General features: G+C 59.3%; 16 protein-coding genes. 8 read left to right on the top strand and 8 right to left on the bottom strand.

The window, feature by feature from the left end:
- Nucleotides 1-221 precede the first annotated feature (221 nt).
- Entirely contained in the window at nucleotides 222-626 is a 405-nt protein-coding gene (locus DJFAAGMI_RS04255) for an Imm10 family immunity protein (RefSeq protein WP_211456065.1), read from the bottom strand.
- 302 nt (nucleotides 627-928) lie between these two features.
- On the opposite strand from DJFAAGMI_RS04255, the gene DJFAAGMI_RS04250 reads away from it, so the two are divergent.
- Together DJFAAGMI_RS04250 and DJFAAGMI_RS04245 are read left to right on the top strand one after the other, a co-directional pair.
- A complete protein-coding gene (locus DJFAAGMI_RS04250) occupies nucleotides 929-1711 on the top strand; it encodes a response regulator transcription factor (protein ID WP_349305215.1) in 783 nt (260 codons plus the stop codon).
- The gene (locus tag DJFAAGMI_RS04245; RefSeq protein WP_211456064.1) at nucleotides 1708-3090 is read left to right on the top strand and encodes an ATP-binding protein; all 1383 of its coding nucleotides are present in this window, start codon (nucleotides 1708-1710) and stop codon (nucleotides 3088-3090) included. Before DJFAAGMI_RS04250 ends, DJFAAGMI_RS04245 begins: the two co-directional genes overlap by 4 nt.
- Nucleotides 3091-3333: 243 nt before the next feature.
- Here DJFAAGMI_RS04245 and DJFAAGMI_RS04240 read toward each other — a convergent pair whose 3' ends face one another.
- Nucleotides 3334-5574, bottom strand: coding sequence for a TonB-dependent receptor (locus tag DJFAAGMI_RS04240; RefSeq protein ID WP_211456063.1), 2241 nt, complete (start codon nucleotides 5572-5574; stop codon nucleotides 3334-3336).
- Between the two features lie 118 nt (nucleotides 5575-5692).
- Between DJFAAGMI_RS04240 and DJFAAGMI_RS25235 the strand changes: the two genes are divergently transcribed.
- Nucleotides 5693-6127, top strand: coding sequence for a transcriptional repressor (locus DJFAAGMI_RS25235; protein ID WP_419095604.1), 435 nt, complete (start codon nucleotides 5693-5695; stop codon nucleotides 6125-6127).
- Between the two features lie 290 nt (nucleotides 6128-6417).
- On the opposite strand, the gene DJFAAGMI_RS04230 is transcribed toward DJFAAGMI_RS25235, so the two are convergent.
- The 3 genes from DJFAAGMI_RS04230 to DJFAAGMI_RS04220 all read right to left on the bottom strand — a co-directional run bounded on the left by DJFAAGMI_RS04230 (nucleotide 6418) and on the right by DJFAAGMI_RS04220 (nucleotide 8217).
- Nucleotides 6418-6750, bottom strand: a complete 333-nt coding sequence (locus DJFAAGMI_RS04230; RefSeq protein WP_211456061.1) for a hypothetical protein — start codon at nucleotides 6748-6750, stop codon at nucleotides 6418-6420.
- Nucleotides 6751-6780: 30 nt separating this feature from the next.
- Nucleotides 6781-7218 carry a hypothetical protein gene (locus DJFAAGMI_RS24980; protein ID WP_043008784.1) on the bottom strand — a complete coding sequence of 146 codons (438 nt, stop codon included), beginning with the start codon at nucleotides 7216-7218 and terminating at the stop codon, nucleotides 6781-6783.
- Nucleotides 7219-7593: 375 nt separating this feature from the next.
- Nucleotides 7594-8217, bottom strand: coding sequence for a hypothetical protein (locus tag DJFAAGMI_RS04220; RefSeq protein WP_349305214.1), 624 nt, complete (start codon nucleotides 8215-8217; stop codon nucleotides 7594-7596).
- Between DJFAAGMI_RS04220 and DJFAAGMI_RS25175 the strand changes: the two genes are divergently transcribed.
- From DJFAAGMI_RS25175 to DJFAAGMI_RS04210, 3 genes are all read left to right on the top strand, one after another.
- Entirely contained in the window at nucleotides 8135-8314 is a 180-nt protein-coding gene (locus tag DJFAAGMI_RS25175) for a hypothetical protein (RefSeq protein ID WP_349305213.1), read from the top strand. The two genes, DJFAAGMI_RS04220 and DJFAAGMI_RS25175, sit on opposite strands and share 83 nt — an antisense overlap.
- A gap of 485 nt (nucleotides 8315-8799) precedes the next feature.
- Nucleotides 8800-9564 (top strand): response regulator transcription factor, encoded by a 765-nt coding sequence (locus DJFAAGMI_RS04215; RefSeq protein WP_211456725.1) that lies wholly within the window; start codon nucleotides 8800-8802, stop codon nucleotides 9562-9564.
- A 399-nt stretch (nucleotides 9565-9963) separates the two neighbouring features.
- On the top strand, nucleotides 9964-10347 hold the full coding sequence (locus tag DJFAAGMI_RS04210; RefSeq protein ID WP_211456058.1) for a hypothetical protein: 384 nt from the start codon (nucleotides 9964-9966) through the stop codon (nucleotides 10345-10347).
- An 87-nt stretch (nucleotides 10348-10434) separates the two neighbouring features.
- Here DJFAAGMI_RS04210 and DJFAAGMI_RS04205 read toward each other — a convergent pair whose 3' ends face one another.
- Nucleotides 10435-11379, bottom strand: coding sequence for a LysR family transcriptional regulator (locus DJFAAGMI_RS04205; RefSeq protein WP_211456057.1), 945 nt, complete (start codon nucleotides 11377-11379; stop codon nucleotides 10435-10437).
- Nucleotides 11380-11573: 194 nt separating this feature from the next.
- Between DJFAAGMI_RS04205 and DJFAAGMI_RS04200 the strand changes: the two genes are divergently transcribed.
- Together DJFAAGMI_RS04200 and DJFAAGMI_RS04195 are read left to right on the top strand one after the other, a co-directional pair.
- Entirely contained in the window at nucleotides 11574-12191 is a 618-nt protein-coding gene (locus DJFAAGMI_RS04200) for an FMN-dependent NADH-azoreductase (protein ID WP_043004262.1), read from the top strand.
- Nucleotides 12192-12423: 232 nt separating this feature from the next.
- Nucleotides 12424-12825, top strand: a complete 402-nt coding sequence (locus DJFAAGMI_RS04195; protein ID WP_211456056.1) for a hypothetical protein — start codon at nucleotides 12424-12426, stop codon at nucleotides 12823-12825.
- 40 nt (nucleotides 12826-12865) lie between these two features.
- On the opposite strand, the gene DJFAAGMI_RS04190 is transcribed toward DJFAAGMI_RS04195, so the two are convergent.
- Both DJFAAGMI_RS04190 and DJFAAGMI_RS04185 read right to left on the bottom strand, forming a co-directional pair.
- Entirely contained in the window at nucleotides 12866-13645 is a 780-nt protein-coding gene (locus DJFAAGMI_RS04190; protein ID WP_419095603.1) for an SDR family oxidoreductase, read from the bottom strand.
- Between the two features lie 160 nt (nucleotides 13646-13805).
- Nucleotides 13806-14804: an ABC transporter substrate-binding protein gene (locus DJFAAGMI_RS04185; RefSeq protein WP_043004257.1), complete on the bottom strand. Its 999-nt coding sequence runs from the start codon at nucleotides 14802-14804 to the stop codon at nucleotides 13806-13808.
- Nucleotides 14805-14806: the final 2 nt, after the last annotated feature.

Below are 14806 nucleotides of genomic sequence, written 5' to 3'. Positions count from 1 at the left end.
GGAACTTCATGGCCGCCATGACTTGAGGCGGCGCGCAAATTCTGCGCATAGGGCTGCCCGCTAAAACCTGCGTACCAGCCCATGCCGCCAGCTCGCTCGTGATGGTCAAGGATCGGCAAAGGCACCCTCACACTCAATGACCATCACCGGTCAAGCCGCCTCCACGCGGCCGTCCATGGGGAGCCTCGACCTCATCGCCACGCCTGTGCGGCGCCGGCAGACTATTCATCGGCCACCTCAAAGCAGTTCTCCCCGGCAAAGATATCCGTCAAGGCAGCTTTCAGTGCCTCATGCTCGCTGGTCGGAAGGTCAAAGACGATGGACAGATGCTCCAGCCCATTCATCCTCTTTGCAGCCTCGCCTTCGAATATGACCTCCGCACCAGAGCGCTTGAGCACAAACCGCCCAATGCCTCCATAGCATGAGCTCTGCTGCCCGCCCCACTCGACATGGTAGGTATCCATTCCAAGCGCTTCATCCTGCTCGTCCTCATCCTCTTCAAAGGAGCGTTGCAGCATCAGGTACTGCTCGGTGTCATGCTTTTTGTCGGCAAAGCCGACAAGGTGGCACATGCCTTCCGGGTCTTCGGTAACGACGCAGGTTGCGGTGAAAAAGCGCTGGTTCATCGGGTTGTTCTTGAAGGTTCAGGGCCGCAATAAGGTCGGAGCCGGAATCTTATGGCCAGAGCGCATTGATTGCGAGCATCGGGATCGAGCCCAGAGCGAACAGCTGCCAGAGTCTGCTGCCCATGCCGCAAGTACCGCAACTCCAGGAACAGGACCCGTGCGCGGACGGTTGTCTGGCCGCGCTCCCTGAGAGGGCTTGACGGTTTGGCGGGTGGATCGTCAATGAAGGCATGGCTTGATCGCCAGACCCCGAGCAAAGCTATTGGGCTTCAGAGGACGCGGCACCTCGCTTCAGCCTTAAAATGAATGAAAATCAATATCATTCTGTTTGCATGAACTCCCAGAGCAACATCCTGATCGTTGACGATCACGCGAACATTCGGGAGCCTCTATCGACCTTCCTGCGCCGCTACGACTTCGAGGTCGAGACAGCTGAAGACGGCAATGCCATGCGCAGCTGCCTGCAGAAAAGTGACTTCGACCTCATCGTTCTCGACGTCATGCTCCCGGGCGAAGACGGCTTCTCGTTGTGCCGCTACATTTCAGAGCACGTCGGCACGCCGGTCATCCTGCTTACAGCCATGAGCGATGAAGCGGACCGTATTGCCGGACTGGAGATCGGCGCAGACGATTATGTGGTCAAGCCTTTCAATCCTCGGGAACTGGTGGCACGGATACGCAGCGTGCTGCGACGCAAGTTGCGGACAGAAAAGGACGCAGCCCAGCGGCTGAATGCGCCCGCGCCGTCCCGGCAGCACGAATACCGGTTTATCTTCAGCGGCTGGTCCCTGGACACGCGCACCCGCGAGTTGCGCGACCCCGGCGATCAGAGCATCGCTCTGAGCACCGCCGAGTTCCATCTACTGCGTGTGCTGGTCGAGAATGCCGGTCGTGTGCTCAGCCGCAGCCAGTTGCTGGACCACACGCAGCGCGCTGACGCGGTGAGCTTCGACCGTAGCATAGACAGCCAGATCAGCCGGCTGCGCAAGAAGCTCGAGCCCGATTCGCGCCGGCCCCAGTTGCTCAAGACAGTGCGCGGAGACGGCTATATGTTTGCCGCCAAGGTGGACGCAGAGTGGGCATGAGGTGGCTGCCACGCAGCATTTCAGGGCAACTGCTGGCACTGTGGATCGTGGCCATCCTGGTAGCCCACCTGATTGCGGTGCTGGCCCTGTCCTGGTGGCGTTCCGACAATATTGCCATTCATCCGCTCTCGGCACGCACGATAGAGACCCGTATTCAGGCTGCCTACAAGGCGGCAAGCCACGACCAGCCCGTCAATCAGTTGCTAGAAGACATCAGCCTGCCCGAATCCGAGTTCCGTCTTTTCACTGCGCCGCGCGTCAAAGGTGAAGACAGTCGCTGGAGCCGGCAGGAACTTGCCTTGGAGCAAGCCATTCGCGCCCGGCTGGAACTGGCTCCCGAGACGCCGCTTCATGTGCGCCTGCTGAATGTCCTGCCCGGCGTATCGGGCCAGGTGGACAGGCGCAACTGGATAGAGAAGGCCTTCAGAAGCCGCCACGCGCTGGCCATGGACGTCGAAGTGCTATTGCCCGGGGGCCAATGGCTCTACAGCAGGCACTGGCCGACGCCCGTGCCTGCGCACTGGAGCCGCGTGCTGAGCTTTTCGCTGCTGGTAGGCACCATTCCCGCAGCCATCATCGCGCTGCTGTTCGGCCGCCAGATCATGCGCCCGCTTGCCGAGCTGACCGAGGCCTCCCGGCGGGTGAGCCGGGGCGAGCGCGTGGTCCTGCCCCAGCCCGGTGGACTCAGTGGCGTGCGCGACATCGTCCAGGCCTTCAACGACATGCAGGACAGCCTGGTGCGCTTCGTCAACGGGCGCACCCAGATGCTGGCCGCCATGGGCCACGACCTGCGCACGCCGCTGACGTCGCTGCGCATTCGCGCGGAGTTCATCGAGGACGAGGCCTTGCGCAATGCCATGATCGCCACGCTCGACGACATGAGCGCCATGGTCTCGGAGACCCTGCGCTTTGCACGCGACGAAGCCCATCAGGAGCCGACCCAGGAGGTGGCCATCGACGCGCTCATACAGCAAGTCATCGATGCCCAGTCGAACAGCGGGAAATCCGTGCGCCCTACCCTGAGGCTCGATACCGGGCTGCATTACCGCTGCCGACCGGTAAACCTCAAGCGCGCGCTGCACAACATCATCGACAACGCCGCGCGCTATGGCGAGGTGCGCGTGGCCGCCATGCTGGACGACTCCCGCCGGGTGCTGCGCATCGCAGTGGACGACGACGGCCCGGGCATTCCCCCCGCGCAGCTCGAGCATGTGTTCGAGCCCTTCACCCGCCTCGATGCGGCGCGCAGCACACACAGCGGCGGCGTCGGCCTCGGGCTGGCGATCGCGCGCTCGTCCATACGCGCCCATGGCGGCGATGTCACTTTGCACAACCGGGTCGAAGGCGGCCTGCGTGCTCTCATCGAAATGCCAGTATGAAAATATGAGCTGCTACCGCTTGCTATTACTTTATTTCAGACTAAAAAGTATCTGAAATACATATATAGCAAGCGATACAAGCTATGTTTTTATTAGTTCCAAACGAAGTGAATGAGAAAAGCCCCGCCGGCAGGATTTGCCGGCGGGGCTGCTTAGGGCCTTCACCACCCGTTGTCCACCTTTCGCCATTCAGCAACCGCGCCAGCGCGGACGCGGATGCCTTCAGGGATGGTGTGGCGAGACTCAGTAGGTGAACTTGAGCGAGGCCACGGCCGAGCGGCCGGCCGCAATGGTTGCATAGTGCGGCGAGCGGATGCCGCTGTAGTAGACCTTGTCGCCCAGGTTGTACACGTTGAGCTGCAGCGTCAGATTCTTGTCGATCTGGTATGCGGCCATGGCATCGAAGCGCGTATAGCCGCCAGCACCCTTGGTGACAATGCCCCCGTCCACGGTGGAACGCGCATAGCCCTGGTTCACATCGCTCTGGGCGTAGATACCCAGGCCCAGTGTCAGCTTGGCCATGGGCTTGTAGCTGGTCCACAGGCTGAAGCTGTGCTTGGGGGTGTTGGCAAAGGGCAGGCCGTTGGCGATATTGCCCGCGCCCATATTCTTTTGCTCGCTGTCCATATAGGTGTAGCCGCCAAAGATATTCAGATTCGGCAGCACAGTGCCGTTGAAGCCCAGTTCAACGCCGTTCACGACCTTGTTGCCGCCCATGTAGGTGATGCCGTTCTCGGTGATGCGGACATTGGTCACATCGTTGCGGAACAGCGCCGCAGACAGGGCCAGGCGCTTGTTCAGCAGATCCCACTTGGTGCCCAGCTCCATCGACCGCGTCTTCTCGGGCTTGAGATTGGCCAGGGCATCGGTGTTGATCGCCTGATCTTCATTGCCGCTGCCCAGCGATGAGCCGCCAGGACGCGAGGAAGTGCCGATGCTGGCGTAGATGCTGCCGTTGTCTGCCGGCTTGTAGACCAGACCCAATTGGTAGTTGAACAAGGTGTCGCTGCGGCTGATGTCATACGCTGGCGCGGGGCTGCGTCCGGTGCTGGCCGGGCCTGCCGAATTCACCTTGTAGTGGTCCACTCGCAGGCCGGCATTGAGCAGCCATTGGTCGTTGAACTTGATGGTGTCGAAACCGTACAGGGCCGTGGTATCGATCTTGTTGCGTGTGGCCTCCGCCGGCAAAGACCAGGCGAAATTCCAGGCATCGGAGCTGTTGGGATTGTCCAGGGAAGCACACCATGGCGCCAGGACACTGGAGCAGGCACCGCCGCTCTGGATGGCGGTGGAGCGCACGTCGGACTTCTCGCGCGCAAGCTCAAGGCCCACGGCAAAACTGTGGCCAACCGAGCCCGTCTGCGCCTTGCCGGTGAACTCGGTCACGTTCTGCAGCGTGGTCACCTCCGCCAGGCGCGCATTGCCGCGTCGCCACACATAGCCGTTGATGGCATTGCCCTTGCTGTCATCGGGCTGGGTCCATACATAGTCCTGCCGGGTCTTGCTGTAGCGCAGGCTGTTGCGCAGCTTGTTGGTGTCGGTGAACTTGTGCTCCACCGACGCGGTGAACAGATCGCTTTTTTCCTTTTCGTAGTCGCGCGAGCTCAGACCGTACCAGTTGTCGCGGCTTTTGCCGTATGTGGGGCCGACCCTGGTTCCACCAGGCAGATTGGCCATGGCCGCATTGGTGTACAGATAAGGCACGCCGCCATCGGGAATGTTGTCGGTCTGCAGGTGCTGCCACGACAGCGTCACCTCCGTAGGCGTACCCATACCGAAGGTCACCGTGGGTGCAATGCCCCATCGCTTGTTCTCAGGGCCGTTACGACCCGGCACATCGGCCCCATGGGCCATCGCATTCAGACGAAAGCCCGTCGTGTCGTTGATCTTGCGATTCAGATCCAGGGTGCCGCGCTGGTAGTTGTCGGTGCCCAAGCCAACGTCGCCGGAGATGAAGTTCTCATTCTTGGCTTTCTTGGTGACCAGGTTGATGGAGCCGCCAGCACCGCCACGCCCGGCGTAGGCAGAGTCCGCACCCTTGACCACCTCCACCGCCTCGATGTTGAAGATCTCGCGGGTGCCCGCCGAGATGTCGCGCATGCCGTCGACAAAGGTGCTTGACTGCGAATCCATGCCTCGGATGAATGGCTGGTCGCCCGAAGGGTTGCCGCCCTCTCCGTTGCCGAAGGTGATGCCGGGCGTGGAGCGCAGCGCGTCCTGCAGGCTGGTGGCGCCCGTCTGCTTGAGCACTTCCTCGCTGATGACCTGGACGGTCTTGGGCGTGTCCAGCAGGGGGGCCGTGAACTTGGCCGAAGGTGCGACATCCGTCTTGAGCGAGGGGGCTGCGGACTCGGTCACGGTCACCGCATCCAGGGTGACTTCCTGGGCCATGGACGCCGCGCTGGCCAAGCACAGGCAGGCGGCCAGGGCGATCTGGGTCACCTCCGCAGGAGGACGGAGTCGCGGGTTGATGTTCTTGCGCATGCAATTTTCCTTGGTTTGTAAACTCAACAAAAAATCACTCCGGCGGAGTGATTCAGGTGTGTGTCTGGAACTGGTTGTTGAGAATCATTACCAATGAATATTGCGCAGCTATGCCGCAATGTGGCGAAATGTGGCAGCGCATCGGGCCACATGCCTGTCATTCGAAAGCCTGCCTGAATGGCGCAACAAACGGCCATGGAGCGGCAAAGACAGGCAACAAATCCAGATGAGCATGTTGCGGATGACCGACATCCAGCAGAAGCCAGCGTCTTCACCCTCCGCCTCGGCTGACGCCTCCACTCTGTTCAGGCGCAGGCACAAGTTCCGAATGCGTCCCACCCAGCCTCGTCTACTGGTGCTGAAAGCGATAGAGAGTCTGGGTCAGGACGGCGGAAAATATCCGGATATACGCCGACAGCTGGAGAGTGCCGGAACTCCGCTTGCGGAGCAGACGATCTACCGCGTCGCGCGGGAGATGGCGGACGCGGGCCTTCTGACTCGCTGCCATGCAACAGACGGACGCATCGTCTACCGCCTCAAATCGGCAGGCTGATGCAGTGAGCGCAGACGCGCAACTCTCATGGTCCCGTGTACGGCGGGAGTGTCATCGCCGATGTTCGGGCGCAGAGATCTGCCTCGGCGCCACTCTGACCAAAGTTCTGGCGCGCGGCCCAAGCGTAGCGTCCTCGCGTCCAGATCCGCTGCTGACTGCATCCATCGATGTTGAGCGGCAACGCATTGGCACCGCACCAATCAACAAGGGCGGGATGAATCCCGCCCTTGTTAGGTGAGTTGCCGTCAGCACCTGTGAGGTGCTTTCGTCCTGCTGCGTCTTTGAGAGGCCTACTCGCTTGTAGGCACGAAAAACAGGTACTCACCTGGCCCCATCTGCGGGGTGATCACATAGCCATCGCACTGCCTGTCCTTGCACTTCACAGGGATGGCGCGGGGCCATATCGTTGCTGCCGTCGGGTAACCGGGCAGGTACTGGGGCACATGCCAGACGCCATAGTCACCCACTGGCTCGGCTTGCTGCGATCCCGTCGCGCCTTGCTCGCCGCTTCCGAAGATCTGGCGCTGAATGCTCAACGGTTCATTGACCGCCCTGGAATCGGGCGCTGCCAGAGACGAAGCGCCACATAGTGCCATCGCTAAAAGAGCTAGAGTCTTGCCCATAGCGGCCTCCTAGATTAGGAATCACGCCTACTAATTGTCATACAGCTGCGCTGTACGTGGATCATCCATCACGGAGGTGACAACCGAGGGGCGAGTGACTTCAGGTGCCAGACTGGACTGAGCCTCTGCAGGCGGCGCAGCAGGATTCGGGCTGCCTTGTGCCGACGCATCCGGTCCGTAGTTGTTTCGGCGCTCGTCTGCAGTCATGGACTGCGGGCATTTCGAGCCTGTGATCTCCAGGGCCACGCGCGCTGCCGGGTCCATGCAGTCCATCGCCAGCGAGGCGGCCTTCATGCCCTTGTTCCAGAGTTCGCGGCTCATTTTCAGGCGCTTGCAATGCTCGTCCGTCCAGGTCGTGCCGAAGCTCACGCCAAAGCCGGGGCCGTTGGCACTGCCGCTGCTGCTGCCCATGCAGGTGTCGTTGCTGGTCGTGAGGTTGGGGCCGTTCACACTGGGAACGTTCTTCATGGTGTAAGTGCCCGTGTACTCCACAATGTTCTTCGAAGTTCCGCCAACGGTGCTGTTTACGTTTTGAGTGGTCGTTCCGTTCGTTGTAATGTTCTGGTCGGAGGTCGAAGTGGACCGGCTCTCCATCGTGCCCGTAGAACGGCTCTCCACCGGCGCAACCACAGGATTGACAATGGTGACCGATTGATTTTGCTGAGCCCCCACGGAAGAGGATTCGGAGGAGCTTTGCGCGCTGCTGCCAGCACTTTGCGCATAACTGCACAAAGGAACGCAAAGACTTAACAGAGCTATTGAGAGTTTCATGCTTGGCTCCTATGTCGCCCGAGCCTGGCTGGCCAGGCCCGGGACAAACACAGCTATCTTGGGATAGCTTGCTTAGTTGGCATTGGCGGTAGAGCCTGCACCAGCAGTACCGGAAGTGCCGCCGCCGTTAGAGAAGTAGCCAGCGTTGCCAAAGGCTCCAGCGTTCTGATGGACGGTACCCACCGAGGTTGCACCCGATCCGGTGTTGGTCCAGGCACCGCCAGGGCCCGAGATCGCGGCCGAAGTTGCACCATAGCCGGAGGTGGTTCCAGCATTGCTATTCACATAGGACAGTCCACCGCCAGGGCCAGCGCCAGTAGCGACCTGGTTGGCTGTGTGCGAAGTGGCTACGCCAGCTGCGCCGCCGCTGACGGGGCCTGCGCTATAGCCAGCGAGAGCTGCAGAACCTGCGTTGGCATTGGTCGCAGCACCACCTCCGGCAACGGCATTACCCGAAGTGGCAGACAGGCTCTGCACATTACCGTAGGTCGTTGCGCCACCACTGACCGCGGCGCCGCCTGCACCGTAAGGGCCGACAGCAATACCGCCACCAGCTGCATTGGCGTTGGAAGTTGCACCGGAGGTGGCGCTATTCATGCTCAGCGCGGCACCGTTGCCCGAGCTGGCAGCGCCCGAGACCGTTGCCGAAGATGCACTTGACGTCGTGTTTGTGGCAGCGATGCTTGAGCCGCTCACTGCAGCAGATGCAACACCAGCCAACGCAATAACCGCCATGGCAATCAGAGACTTTTTCATGATCGTTCCTTTGAATAGCGAGTTTGGAGACAACTGAGGTATGTGAGAGAGACCTGTGCCAAGTATTAAGCAAAGGCCGGTTTTAACCGTCTTCAAGTTCTGGATTCAATTTTCACGGTCCACAACATGATTTCGGTAGCAGCAGTTTCAGAAAATGTCTGAGAAACAGTAATACCCTATTTGCAATTATTTTTTCACCCAGTCAGATAATTGCGGATAATGATTAACACGATGTGCTTGATGAATGGTGCGCTATTGAAAAAATAGCGTTATGGGAAATTTCCTACAATGTTAAAAAAAGTAATCCACATTTCTATTTTTATTATTTCTCTTATGTTTCAAAAATAAAGGGTTTTCATCTAACTTTTATGGCTGCATTTCAATGCCGTACCCAATATTGAAGTGAATAAATGTAAAAATTTAAACCATATTTTTCCTTATGGATTTTTAATAGATTTTTGCGAGATGAAATTTTATTTTTCAGCAGATTATCCAATTTCCATTACACAGATCGGGTGTCACATGTATCTCTCCGACTTGCCCAAGGGGCCATACTTCGATGCAGGCAGCATCGAAGTCACATCCTCTGCCACGGGATACACCTGGCCATCCGACATGAAAGGTCAGAAGAACCAGCCAGTTCGGGTTTTCCTGGCCGACGAAGACAGACACAGCAGGAGCGTGATCTCGCAGGAGCTCATGCGTGACCCTCGAACCATCCTGATCGGGCAGGCCTCCTCCTATCGAGAAGCGCGCAAGGGCGTCTTGGCCGAGGAGTTCGACGTGCTTCTCGTGGACCTGTCGCTTGGCGAGGGACAAGGAGCCGATTTGCTGGAGTTAGTCCAATTGAGAATGCCCAATGTATTGAGCATTGCCATTTCTTCCAGCGAAAAAGGCGATGCCGCTATGGAGGCTTTCAAAAAAGGGGTGGTTGGATATCTATTAAAGAATTCATGGTTTGGAAGTTATTCGCAAGCGGTACTGGAGGTGGCCAATGGCGGGGCATCCATATCTCCGATTGTTGCGAAGAAAATTCTGCCAAAGATATTTCAAAACTCTGCACCCAACGAAATTCCTCTTGAACACAAGAAATTCGAAAAGCTGACGGATAGGGAAAAAGAAGTTTTACGATTGATTGCTCAAGGAAAAAGAACCCATGAGATTGGGGACTACATGGAAATAAGTGCTTTGACTGTATCAACGCATGTGAAAAACATCTATCGAAAGATGCAGGTAAGAACCAGAGCCCAGGCCGTCAGGTATGCAGTATTGAAAGGCATCATTTAGAAGTATCGAATACTCAAACGCTTTGGGTCGACAACAGCGCTTTGGCCTACAGAATGTGCTTAACCTGTATTGAGATTTGAAATATTTGACCGAACGCTTTTTGATAGACAATGCCCAGCCGCGCGGGGCCGGTGCATTTGAGGGTCGGCTTTCAACCATGTTGCCCAACTCCGGTGCGCCTGCGCGTCACGCTCACATGGCTGTCTGTGATCCAGCAGCTCTGAAGCTTCAGCAAGATCTTTGCCGGTGTTAGGCACTGCCCTGCCGCACCTTGTCCAACAGCATCATGCACCTGAACAAGCGTCTGAGCCGCCCTCCTTGATTCGCCTGCTCGCGGCAAGACAACACGAAATTTCAAGGTGTCACACGGCTCTGTTACATTCATTCACAGGAGTGAACATGCAAACAACTGCCGTCGAACAGCCGATATCCAAGCCGCTCTCATTTCTTCATCACCTTACCGGCATGGGCGCCGTGGCTTTGGTCAACCCGTTGATCTACTACAGCCATAATCCGACGCGTGCGTGGCTTGAGACCTGGCTTTCGCCTCTTGCACTGGCGCTTGCCGCATATGGTCTATATGCCCTGCTTCCGACCCATCGTGCAAAAAGTGCATGGCCCAAGGGCTTTCTGGTACTCGCCTGGCTTCTGCTTTCTCTGTCGGTAGCAAGTCCATGGATAAACCCGCCTCGCTCCAATCCGTATGCGACACAGGCCAAGCAACCCGCCCTCATCCCGGCAATCACCAGCGTTGGCACAGTAGCAGAAGACTCTGAGTGGTGAACAACGGCTTCCCCCCAGACGATTGGTCGAGCCATTTGCTCTGCCACGGCTGATGACCTCAAGAGCTTGGTATCTGCGATGCAGAAGCTAATTCGGTACAGGAACTGATGCCGCCGCCTTCTGCACGGCGGAAATGCTGCTGCCTGGCATGCGCTCCCCGAGAAAATCCAGAAAGTGCCGGACTGCCGGTGCCAGCCCGCGCCGCGAGGGGAACACCGCATGCACGATGCCGCGCGGGGGCGCCCATTGCGGCAACAGCTGCACCAGCGTGCCCTGGTTCAAGGCATCCTGGCACATATAGTCAGGCAGCCAGCACATGCCGCTGCCGGCCAGTGCGGCAAATTTCAGGGTCAGCAAATCATCGACCACATAGCGCGGCTGCAGCTGCAGCCGGTGTTCCTTGCCTTCGGGTCCGACCAGCAGCAGGCTGGAATGGCCGTCGACCGCCGTCATCGCCATGCTGTCCAGCAGTTGCAAGTCCTCCAGCGTGCGGGGCGTACCCTGGCGCTGCAGCAGATCGGGGCTGGCCACCAGGATCTGGCGCGAGCTGTCGAGTCGCTTGACGACCATGGAGCCGCTGTCCTCCAGAGTGGCACGTACGCGCAATGCGACATCCACCCCCTCCTCGACCAGATTGACGGGGCGATTGGTGACCTGCATCTCCACCTGCACCAGCGGGCAGCGCTTGAGAAACTCGGGCATCAGCTCACCCAGCACCGTCTGCGCCAGCGTCACCGGACAAGTCACGCGGATGGTGCCGCGCGGCTCGGTCTGGACTTCGGCCACGGCATCCGAGGCAGCCAGGGCAGCATCGCGCATGGCCTGACCATGGCGCAAAAAGGTCTCTCCGACCTGAGTAAGAGACAGCTTGCGGGTGGTGCGCTGCAGCAAACGCACTCCGAGGTGGGCCTCGAGCTCGGCAACACGGCGCGAGAGGCGCGACTTGGGGATGCCCAGTGCCCGCCCGGCAGCCGCAAAGCCGCCGCGCTCGACCACCTCGACGAAGTACAGCATGTCGTTGAGATCCACCATGCACATTTCCTTGGAATCGATTGAATTGATATTTGGAACGATCTATCGCATTTTTGCAGACTTATTGGCGAATCTAAACAAATCTACAATCTATTCCATTGCAATTCAAAACCAATCACTGTTTTGCCGCAACGCAGCATCGGAGCTAGGCAAGAAGTGTTTTCTGACTCATTTTTAGAGGTATAGATACCAATATGCAAATCCTGCACATCGACTCTTCCATCACCGGCTCCAATTCCGTGACCCGCGCACTGACAGCCGATATCGTTGCCAGCCTCAAGCAGACCAACCCCGAAGCCAAGGTCGACTACCTGGATCTGGCCGTGAGCGCCCCCAGCCACCTGAGCGCACAATCCCTGGGCTTTCGCACCGGCCAGGCCGCTGCCACCGAAATCGAACGCCAGGAAAACGCCGTCTCCGAAGCCCTGGTCAGCCAGTTCCTGGCCGCTGATGTGATCGTCGTGGGCGCCCCCTTCTACAACTTCACCATTCCCACGCAGCTGAAGGCCTGGCTGGATCGCATCGCCCAGGCTGGCCGTACCTTCAAGTACACCGCCACCGGCCCCGTGGGTCTGGCCGGCGACAAAAAGGTCATCGTGGCTTCCGCTCGCGGCGGTGCTTACTCCACCAGCGAAGCGGGCCAGGCCATGGAGCACCAGGAAAGCTATCTGAAGGTGATCTTCGGCTTCATGGGCGTGACCGACGTGACCATTGTTCGTGCTGAAGGCGTGGCCATGGGTCCCGACGCCAAGGCTGCGGCCATGGAAGCTGCCAAGGCTCAGATCGAGCAAGCACAAGCCGTCGCTGCCTGATAGCTGACTGAGCTGCAAAAGCCGGTATCGCCCAGGGCGTACCGGCTTTTTTTGCGCGACAAAACCGGGCCCCACCGAGGTTTCCGACATTTCCGACTGAAGTTCTCGAAAAAAATGCCGATCTGAAGACCTGAACTCGCTGTTTTTGATACGCTGAAAACAGTTAGATACTTATCAGGCCCTAGTCCCGGTTGACCCGGTCACGTTTTCCCAGATGCCAGCTTCCCGTCCCATGCCCACCGCCGTCCGTCAATCGCCTCAGCGCTCCGACGAGAACCTCGTCGTTACCGCTATTGCCGTATTTCTGGTGGCAGCACTGATTCTGGGCACGGTCGCCTATCGATACCTCAAGCATTCACAGCAGCAGCAGGAGCAGACTCGTAGCGAGCGTCAAGCCTACAAGCGCTATAACGACTATCTGGACTCCACCGAACAGGCAACTGCCAAGCCTGCCGCCAACCAGCCCTCGCCTGTGCAGGCCAGCGCGCCGGCCGCAGCGCCCAGCATGGCCGAGAAGCTGCTCAGCCACCCTGCAGTCACACCAGGCCCAGGCTTCAACGCTCCGGGCGTACAGCAAACCGGTGTGGCCATCATCGATGCGATGGACCACGCCCAGGCAACCGCCAAACAATAAGCCCAGGCCGGCAGAAAAGCCCTGCTTGCCCCACGCCAGCTCAGCGCATTACCAGACCGCCGTCCACCAGCAGCAGTTGCCCGGTCATGAAGCCACTGAGCTCCGAGGCCAGAAACAGCACCGGCCCCGCCACATCTTCGGGCCGCGCCAGCCGCCGCAGCGGCGTGGCCGCCATCAGCGATTCACGGAAAGACTCCTTGCTGTCCTGCGTGCCCTGCGTGGGATAGACCAGACCGGGCGCCACACAGTTGACGCGTATGCCCACAGGCCCCAGCTCGCTGGCTAGGTTGCGGCTGAAAGCCAGCAAGGCCCCTTTGGATGTCGTGTAGTCGTGATAGGCGACAACAGGCTGCTCCACCAGATTGCTGACGATGTTGACAATGCTGCCGCGCGCGCGCTGGCGCATCAGCGGTAGCACCGCACGACAGACATTGAAGCTTGCACCTACGGCCCCATCGAACTGGGCCTGATAGTCCGCCCATTGCAGATCGTCAAACCGGCTGCGGCGTTCCGGATCGAATGCATAGGGCCTGAAGGCATTGTTGACCACGATGTCGATGCCCCCCGCTTCGCGCACTATGCTGTCCACCATGCCCTGCACCGCCTCTGGCGAGCCCACATCGGCCTTGACCGCCCAGGCATCGCCGCCCGAGTCCTTGCCCGCAGCCAGACAGGCATCCACAGTGCCGGCTGCGGCTTCGTCGTTGGACAGGTAGTTGACGGCCACCGTCGCGCCCTCGCGCGCAAACGCCAGGGCAATCGCCGCGCCAATGCCACGGCTGGCTCCCGTCACCAGCACCACCTTGCCGCGCAAGCCCATTGAAGAAGACTGACTCATATTCACGATTTCCGCTCAAACACTGACAGGCCCCAGGCAGGAGACAGCAAGCAAGTGCCTTGGCGGCTCGCCGCCCTGCACTGATTGTCGTACCCCTCCCCAAGGCTCGGCGCCGCCCAGGCGGTGCGCCTCAGGGGGAGACTTACAGCGACACGACCACATCCGCCACCTTGATCTGACGCTGCACCATGCCCAGCGCACGATAGACATCGGCGCCTTTTTGCAGCGCAGCCATATCGAAGCTGCCCAGCGGCTGCCCCTGGACGGCGGGCATGGAAGAGGCGTTACGCAGACGTATCACATCCAGATTGATGTCGCGGCGCGTGCCGTCGATGGCATATTTGCTGGCTAGCACCGAAGCCTCCTCGGGGTTCGCCATCATCCAGGCAGCGCTTTCGCGGTAGCCCTTGACGAAGGCCTTGAGCAAATCCTTCTTCTGCTGGAACACCTCTTCGCGCACCACAAACATGTCGCTGGACATATTGAGGTGGTCGCTGACCTGCATCACATTGACATCGCCGATGCCCTTGCGCAGACCCACGGCCAGACCGGTGTCCGTGGCGGCCGTGGCGTCAACCTGCCCTTGCATCAGGGGAGCAAAGTTCAGCAGACCGGTCACGACAATGCTCACATCCGACTCCTTGAGGCCGGCCTGATGCAGCATCACCAGCAGGTTCTGGCGCGTACCGCTGGCAAGGCTGTAGACACCGATCTTCTTGCCCTTGAGGTCTGCGGGCTTGCGAATGCCCGAGGACTTGAGCGAGACCACGTTGAACACGTTCTGCGGATAGATGTCGTAGATGGCCACCAGCTTCTCGCCCTTGTCCAGAGCCATGAAGAAGGAACCGGGGTCGGTAAAGGCTACGTCGGCCTGGCCGCTGAGGATGTTGCGGATTGCATCGCCGCCACCCGCACCGGGCAGATAGGCCAGTTCCACGCCGTTGGCCTTGAAAAAGCCTTTTTCGGGCTCGACCAGAATATTGGTGATCTCGCTGATGGGCTTGCTCCAGCCTGCCAGGCGAATCTTGCCCTGCAGAGGAACCGCCATGCTGGTGCCGGTCATGGCAAGGCCGCTCAAGCCTGCACAGGCGCCGAGCAGGCTGCGGCGGGAGATGAACGAAGTCTGGTTGCTGTTGTGCATGA

It is taken from the genome of Comamonas brasiliensis (assembly GCF_018292285.1).
GTDB classification, from domain to species: Bacteria; Pseudomonadota; Gammaproteobacteria; order Burkholderiales; family Burkholderiaceae_C; genus Comamonas; species Comamonas brasiliensis.
This window is presented reverse-complemented; position numbering and strand designations above follow the sequence as displayed.

What these genes read in the sequence shown, in the direction of transcription:
- DJFAAGMI_RS04230 (WP_211456061.1), bottom strand. Translation starts at nt 6,750, where the DNA reads ATGGGCAAGACTCTAGCTCTTTTAGCGATGGCACTATGTGGCGCTTCG.
- DJFAAGMI_RS04250 (WP_349305215.1), top strand. Translation starts at nt 929, where the DNA reads ATGAATGAAAATCAATATCATTCTGTTTGCATGAACTCCCAGAGCAAC.
- DJFAAGMI_RS04195 (WP_211456056.1), top strand. Translation starts at nt 12,424, where the DNA reads ATGCCCACCGCCGTCCGTCAATCGCCTCAGCGCTCCGACGAGAACCTC.
- DJFAAGMI_RS04255 (WP_211456065.1), bottom strand. Translation starts at nt 626, where the DNA reads ATGAACCAGCGCTTTTTCACCGCAACCTGCGTCGTTACCGAAGACCCG.
- DJFAAGMI_RS04205 (WP_211456057.1), bottom strand. Translation starts at nt 11,379, where the DNA reads ATGGTGGATCTCAACGACATGCTGTACTTCGTCGAGGTGGTCGAGCGC.
- DJFAAGMI_RS04185 (WP_043004257.1), bottom strand. Translation starts at nt 14,804, where the DNA reads ATGCACAACAGCAACCAGACTTCGTTCATCTCCCGCCGCAGCCTGCTC.
- DJFAAGMI_RS25235 (WP_419095604.1), top strand. Translation starts at nt 5,693, where the DNA reads ATGTGGCGAAATGTGGCAGCGCATCGGGCCACATGCCTGTCATTCGAA.
- DJFAAGMI_RS24980 (WP_043008784.1), bottom strand. Translation starts at nt 7,218, where the DNA reads ATGAAGAACGTTCCCAGTGTGAACGGCCCCAACCTCACGACCAGCAAC.
- DJFAAGMI_RS04200 (WP_043004262.1), top strand. Translation starts at nt 11,574, where the DNA reads ATGCAAATCCTGCACATCGACTCTTCCATCACCGGCTCCAATTCCGTG.
- DJFAAGMI_RS04215 (WP_211456725.1), top strand. Translation starts at nt 8,800, where the DNA reads ATGTATCTCTCCGACTTGCCCAAGGGGCCATACTTCGATGCAGGCAGC.
- DJFAAGMI_RS04245 (WP_211456064.1), top strand. Translation starts at nt 1,708, where the DNA reads ATGAGGTGGCTGCCACGCAGCATTTCAGGGCAACTGCTGGCACTGTGG.
- DJFAAGMI_RS04210 (WP_211456058.1), top strand. Translation starts at nt 9,964, where the DNA reads ATGCAAACAACTGCCGTCGAACAGCCGATATCCAAGCCGCTCTCATTT.
- DJFAAGMI_RS04240 (WP_211456063.1), bottom strand. Translation starts at nt 5,574, where the DNA reads ATGCGCAAGAACATCAACCCGCGACTCCGTCCTCCTGCGGAGGTGACC.
- DJFAAGMI_RS04190 (WP_419095603.1), bottom strand. Translation starts at nt 13,645, where the DNA reads ATGGGCTTGCGCGGCAAGGTGGTGCTGGTGACGGGAGCCAGCCGTGGC.